General features: G+C 67.0%; 5 protein-coding genes. 3 read left to right on the top strand and 2 right to left on the bottom strand.

What is annotated here, in order from left to right; genetic code table 11:
• The coding region (locus tag HUK82_RS13555; protein WP_176614466.1) for a helicase-related protein at positions 1 to 2386 on the bottom strand (2386 nt) is incomplete at its 3' end.
• Between the two features lie 286 nt (positions 2387 to 2672).
• Between HUK82_RS13555 and HUK82_RS13560 the strand changes: the two genes are divergently transcribed.
• The 3 genes from HUK82_RS13560 to HUK82_RS13570 are packed head-to-tail and all read left to right on the top strand — an operon-like array spanning position 2673 to position 5870.
• Positions 2673 to 3548 (top strand): ferredoxin--NADP reductase, encoded by an 876-nt coding sequence (locus HUK82_RS13560; RefSeq protein ID WP_176614467.1) that lies wholly within the window; start codon positions 2673 to 2675, stop codon positions 3546 to 3548.
• Between the two features lie 25 nt (positions 3549 to 3573).
• Positions 3574 to 4974, top strand: coding sequence for a glutathione-disulfide reductase (gorA, locus tag HUK82_RS13565; protein WP_176614468.1), 1401 nt, complete (start codon positions 3574 to 3576; stop codon positions 4972 to 4974).
• Between the two features lie 5 nt (positions 4975 to 4979).
• Positions 4980 to 5870, top strand: coding sequence for a glucosamine inositolphosphorylceramide transferase family protein (locus HUK82_RS13570; protein WP_176614469.1), 891 nt, complete (start codon positions 4980 to 4982; stop codon positions 5868 to 5870).
• Between the two features lie 31 nt (positions 5871 to 5901).
• Here the strand turns inward: HUK82_RS13570 and HUK82_RS13575 are convergent.
• Positions 5902 to 6463: RNA methyltransferase (locus tag HUK82_RS13575; protein WP_176614470.1), on the bottom strand; the 562-nt coding region annotated here is incomplete at its 5' end.

The following is a 6463-nucleotide window of genomic DNA, read 5'->3' on the forward strand; positions in this document are numbered from 1 at the left end:
AGCGTCCCGCAGTGCGGCGCGGGCGACCGCCGCCCCCCGGGCGTCTGGCGCGCTGTGGCTGTACGGCGGCCGTATCATCGCCACGCGCGCGACTTTGCTGGCGAAGGACGTCTTCGATCCAGTCGTTGAGCACGGCGGTGGCGATCTCGGCCTCGTCTGCGTCGGGGTAGGTGGCGGGGAAGCGCAGTGCGAGCCAGCGCCATGCCACCAGACGCTTGTGGCGCTTTTCCGCGCGTTCAAGGTCCTCGCGCCCGGCCTGGGGAGGCGGGACCAAACGACCGGCGCCCGGGGGCGTGACGCGCCGCCCGGCGGCATGATCGGCCGCCCAGTGCACCAGCCGTGTGATGCCGTTGTCACGTTCGTCGACCGGGCACATGGCGTAGGTCCAGCGTTGGGTCAGGTCGAGACCATCCACACCTTCGAGCGCGGCGGCAATCGCAAACGCCTGTTCCATGTCGGCGAGGCGATAGTTCGGGTCGTCGTGACGGAGCACCGCGCGCCGGATACGCGCGAGAACGCCATACAGGGACTCCGAGCCGATTTCGGCCGCCACGGCCCGCACGATATCGGAGTCGGGCTGGACGAGCGGGCGCAGGTCGGTCTGCGGCTCCGGCGGGTGGTTCAGCATGGCCTTGATGAAGCTGGGGCTGCCGGCTCCCGCGAGCACGGCGACGACGCCGTCTTCGTGCTTGCCGAACCGCCCGGCGCGGCCGCCGATCTGTTTGACCTCCTGCGCCGTCAGATCGCGGGTCTGGCTGCCGTCGAACTTGCGCAGGCCGGCGAAGACAACCCGGCGGATCGACAGGTTCAGCCCCATGCCGATGGCATCGGTGGCGATCAGGATATCGGCCTGGCCGCTGTTAAAGCGGTGGGCTTCGGCGCGCCGGACTTCGGGGCTGAGCGCACCGTAGACGACGGCCACGCGACGCCCCCGCGCCATCAGGGCGGCGCGCAGGTCCAGCACTTCGCGGCGTGAGAACGCGATGACGGCGTCGCCGGGGCGCAGTTCGCCCATCGACACCGGGTCGCGTGCGGCACGCAGGGGGCTCTTACGCTCGAGCGTGATCTCGTCGAGGGGATCGTTGCACAATTCGGCGATACGCCGGACCATCGGAATGCAGTCCGGTGCCCCCAGCACATACAGGTGCCGGGCCGGGGCACCCATGATGGCGGCGGTCCAGGCAGCGCCGCGATCGGTGTCGGCCAGCATCTGGGCCTCGTCGATGATGGCGACGTCGACGGGGTTGTGGAACGGGCACATCTCGACCGTCGCGGCGAGATGGCGGCTGCCCGGGACGGAGATCCGCTCCTCGCCGGTGGCCAGCGAGGCCTCGACGCCGCGCGCCATCAGGGATTCACGGAATTCATGCGCCAGAAGCCGCAGCGGTGCGAGGGCAAGGCCGCTGTCGGCACCGGCGAGCGCGTTGAGCGCGGTGTAGGATTTGCCGCTGTTGGTGGGGCCGGTGACCAAGGTTATGCGCCGTTCAAGGGCGCGTGCGGTCCGAAAATGCGCGGCGTAGCGGTCAAGAGCGGCGACACGTGCGATGGCGGCGTTGCCGACCTTGCGGTTGCCCTCATCGGCCTTGACCTCCGGCGGTGTGGCGGGCGCGCGCCATTCGGAGAGACGTCCGCGCAACGCCTTGAGCTCGACCGGATCGAACTGCCACAATTCTGTCCCGTCGGCGTTGGGCAGGCGCCGGGCGACGGGCAGCCGGTTTTCGGCGATCCAGCGGAGGGCCTCGCGCGGGGAGCAGTGCAGGATGCGCGGCACGTCGCGGAATTCGACAAGGCTTCGTTCCCAGGCGCGCAGGCGTTCTTCTTCCTCGCGCCGCCGGGCGCGGGAGGTCTGTTCGATCCGGGCGTCCGTCTCGGCACGCTGGCTGGCCTCGGCGTGTGCGCGTTCGGCAAAGCCGTCGTCCGCCGTGCCGAACGCGGCAGCGATGGTCCTGGCCAGCGCTGCCGTCTGGCTGGCCGACAGGATGCGGCCGGTGTCGAGCAGGTCGGCGCGGACGATGTCCAGGGTTTGTGCCGGCGTCGGCGCCAGCGTGGCCAGCCGCTCTGCGGTGATGGGGGCGACGGTGGCCAGAAGGGTCGCGTCGTCGGGTTCAGGTGCGGCGATGGTCTCGGCCGCCTGTTCCATGTCGGCGCGGCTGGTCCACACGTCGCCGCTGCGGCGGGTGAGGTCCATCATACGCGAGACCCAGCCCTTGCGGCGCACATGGCACAGCGCCTCGACAAAGCGGGTCTGGTCGATCGTGTCCTCGCCGGGTGTCAGGCTGCGCGCGACGCGCCGGACCAGTCGTGGCAGTTCGCGGGTTTCGATAACAAGGCCGGATTCGGCGATGGCGCGGTCGGTAGCGGTCTGGGCGGGGGACGATGCGGTCATGATGGTCCCAGTTTGTGGGGCAATCACGAACCGGCGACAATGCGGAGGGGCGCGGTTGGTGGAAAATTTGCCCGCTCTATGGTGATCGTTCTGCCGGACTGATCGGTTCGATCTGTCCGAAACACTGATCAGATGAGATTGAATCGCAATACTGGACGCATTTGCACTGGAAAAAGCCGCTGCCTGCGCCTAAAAGCTGCGGTTCCAATGACAAGGCGCGTTTTCGTGATCGCGCCAGACCGACGGTCCTGTGACCGCCTGATGCACAGCGGGAGTTACTGACGCGATGTCCGAGACGCTGATCCAACCCAACGCCGATCATCTGACGGGCCTTGCGCCTGTCGCGGGTGAGCCCGGGGTGTTTCATCTGGCGCCCCCCACCAAGGAATACGGTCATCTGAGCCCGACCACGGTGCTGAGCGTGCATCACTGGACCGACCGGCTGTTCAGCTTCACGACCACGCGTGATCCGTCCTTGCGGTTCGAGAATGGTCAGTTCGCGATGATCGGCATCGAGATCGAGGGGAAGCCGCTCTTGCGTGCCTACTCGATCGCCAGTGCGAACTACGAGGATCATCTGGAGTTCCTGTCCATCGCCGTGCCGGACGGCCCGCTGACGTCGCGCCTGCAGCATGTGAAAGTCGGGGACACGGTGTTGGTCGGGCGCAAGCCAACCGGGACGCTGCTGGTCGACAACCTGCGTCCGGGCCGCAATCTGTACTTCCTGTCGACGGGGACGGGGCTGGCGCCGTTCATGAGCCTGATCCGCGACCCGGTATGCTATGAGCGGTTCGAGAAGGTCATCCTGACGCACACGGTGCGTGTATCGGGCGAGCTGGCTTATGCCAATCTGATCCGCCATGAACTCCCGCAGCATGAGTTTCTGGGTGAGGACGTGACGGGCAAGCTGCTGTATTATCCGGCGGTCACGCGCGAGGACTTCGCGGTGACGGAGCGGATTACCAAGCTGATCGAGAGCGGCAAGATCTTCACCGATCTCAATATCGACGCGCTTGATCCCGAGCATGACCGCGTGATGATCTGCGGATCGCCCGAGATGCTGGCCGACACGGAAGCGCTGCTGCAGTCGCGCGGATTCGACGAGGGCAACATGAGCCGCCCCGGCGCGTATGTCGTCGAGAAGGCGTTCGTCGAACGCTGATCGTCCAGAGGGACAGGAGTACCGCATGAGCGCCGAATTCGACCTGTTTGTCATCGGAGCGGGCTCCGGCGGTGTGCGGTGCGCCCGCATCGCGGCGTCGCTTGGCGCCCGGGTGGGCATTGTCGAGGCCCGGCACTGGGGCGGCACGTGTGTCAATCTTGGCTGTGTGCCGAAGAAGATGCTGGTGCAGGCGAGCGAGTATCGTGATCTGGTGGACGACAGCCACGGGTTCGGCTGGGACACCCTGCACGGCCAGCACGACTGGGCGGCGCTGATTGCGGCGAAGGACAAGGAAATCAGCCGGCTGAACGGCATCTACGTCACGATGCTGGAAAAGGCTGGTGTGACGTTGTTCACCGGTTTCGCACGTCTGGAGGATGCGCGGACGGTCGTGATCGGGCCGGGTGAGCTCGCACCCGATGCCAGCGACGTGCGGGTTACGGCACGCCGCATCGTGATTGCCACCGGCTCCGCCCCCGTGATGCCGGTCATCGAGGGGATCGAGCACGCGATCAGCTCCGACGCGGCGTTTCATCTGCCGCAACGGCCCGACCGGGTGTGCATTGTCGGCTCGGGCTATATCGGTGTCGAGTTTGCCGGGATTTTCGCGGGGCTTGGGTCGACGGTGGATCTGGTCTACCGGCAGCCCAAGCCACTGCGCGGCTTCGACGAAGATGTGCGTGACATGCTCGATGAGGCGATCGCGGCTCGTGGGATCACGCGTCACGCCGGGCGCACGCCGCGCCGCATCGACCCGGACGTGCGCGGGTATCGTGTGACGCTGGACGATGGGTCCGTGATCGAGACGGACTGCGTGTTTTTCGCGACGGGACGGGCGCCGAAGATCGCAGGGCTGGGTCTGGAGCGGACGGCGGTGGTCCTGGGACCGCACGGCCGGATCGAGGTCGACGCCGAATTGCAGACCGCCGAGCCCGGCATCTACGCCATTGGCGACGTGACGGACCAGTACAACCTGACGCCGACGGCGATCGCCGAGGGGCATCATCTGGCCGAGGCCCTGTTTGGCGAGGGGCATCCGCGCGAATGGTCGCTCGCCACAACGCCCAAGGCCGTGTTTTTCACGCCACCGGCCGCCAGCGTCGGGCTGACCGAAGCCGAAGCCGCGGAGCGCGGTGATGTGGACGTGTTCGTCGCGAGGTTCCGCCCGATGCGCCATACCATGAGTGGCCGGGAGCGTCGGACGTTGATGAAGCTGGTTGTCGATCATGAGAGCCAGATCGTGGTCGGGGCGCATATTGTAGGTGATGATGCGCCGGAGATGTTGCAGGGGATCGCGATCGCGGTGACCGCGCGTCTGACGAAGCGGGATTTCGACCGGACCGTGGGCCTTCATCCGACCTCGGCGGAAGAGCTGGTGACGATGCGTTCGGTCACACGCACGGTTGCGCGCACGCACAAGGACTGACGCGCGTGCCGCTGCTGCGTACTGATCTGTGGCGCACGGCCGTGGTCGAGGCGCCCATGGCCGAGATCGTCGCGCGTGGTACGGTGGAGGGGCTGCCGGTGCACTGGCTGCCTGATATCGGGTCGCTGCGTTTTCTGGCGGACCCGTTCGGGATCTGGCGCGACGGGCGGCTGCATGTGTTTGTCGAAGGCTACGACTACCGCAATCGCGTGGGTCACATCGACGTCGTGACGCTGGACGAGCGCTTCGCGGTGATCGATCGCAGAACAGTGCTGCGTGAGGCGTGGCATCTGTCCTATCCGGTCGTCATCGAGGATGCGGGCGAGATCTGGATGCTGCCGGAATCGTTTCGTTCCGGCCGACTGCGCCTGTATCGCGCCACGCGTTTCCCCGATGCGTGGGAGGCGGTCGAGGCGTTCGCGTTCCCGGTGGCCGCGATCGACGCGACACCTGTTTTCTGGGATGGGCGCTGGTGGATGTTCTTCACGCCACCGGGGGACCGGCACGAACGGCAGAGCGTGCTGTGGGCGGCGTTCGCACCGGCCCTGACCGGACCATGGACCCTGCATCCGGCCAATCCTCTGCGCATCGACGCGTCCAGCGGGCGGCCAGGCGGGACGCCGGTCGTCTGTGATGGCCGACTGATGATGCCTATGCAGGACTGCACGCGGACCTATGGCGGGGCGATCCGGTTTCTGGGGTTCGACCATCTGTCGCCCGACCGAGTTGAGGCGCGGGTTGACGGAGGGCTCACGCCCGGGCGGTGGAGTGAGCCGTATGGCGACGGGCTGCACACGCTGTCGGCGGCGGGCGATGTGACGCTGGTCGACGTGAAGCGTGTGAGCCGGACGCCGATGCGTCTGCTACACGATCTGCGTCGGCGGCTGAGGGGCTAGCGAGTGACGCCGGCCGGACGAGCCAAACGGTTCAGTCCTTCGGGCGGCCTTTCCGACCGCGCGAGAGTTCCGTCACCACGCCGTGCAGGGTGCGCAGTTCCTGTTCCGTCACTTCGCCGCGTTCGAAGAAATGGCGCAGGTTGCGGATCATGCCGGGGCGTTTCTGTTCGTTGCGCAGGAAACCGCATTCGTCGAGATCGGCTGTCAGATGGCGAAGGAAATTGTTCAGTTCGCCTTTGGTCGCAACGTGGGTTTCGTTGGTCATCAGGGCGCGCGGGGGCGTGTCGTCGGTGGCCATCCACCATTCGTACGCCATGACCATCACCGCCTGCGCGAGGTTGAGCGACATGAACGCGGGGTTCAGGGGGTAGCGTATGAGGGCGTCGGCGCGTGCCATGTCCTCGTTATCCAGGCCGGCGCGTTCGGGGCCGAACATCAGGCCCGAGCGCAGCCCGCGATCGCCGATCGCGCGGAGTTCGATCGCCGCGCCGCGCGCCGTGAGCACCGTCTTGACGATATGCCGCGGTCGCGGGCAGGTCGCGAAGACGTGGTGCAGGTCGGCGACGGCGTCGTCGACCGTCGCGTGCACCGTT

The organism is Ameyamaea chiangmaiensis, from assembly GCF_013376175.1.
GTDB lineage: Bacteria > Pseudomonadota > Alphaproteobacteria > Acetobacterales > Acetobacteraceae > Ameyamaea > Ameyamaea chiangmaiensis.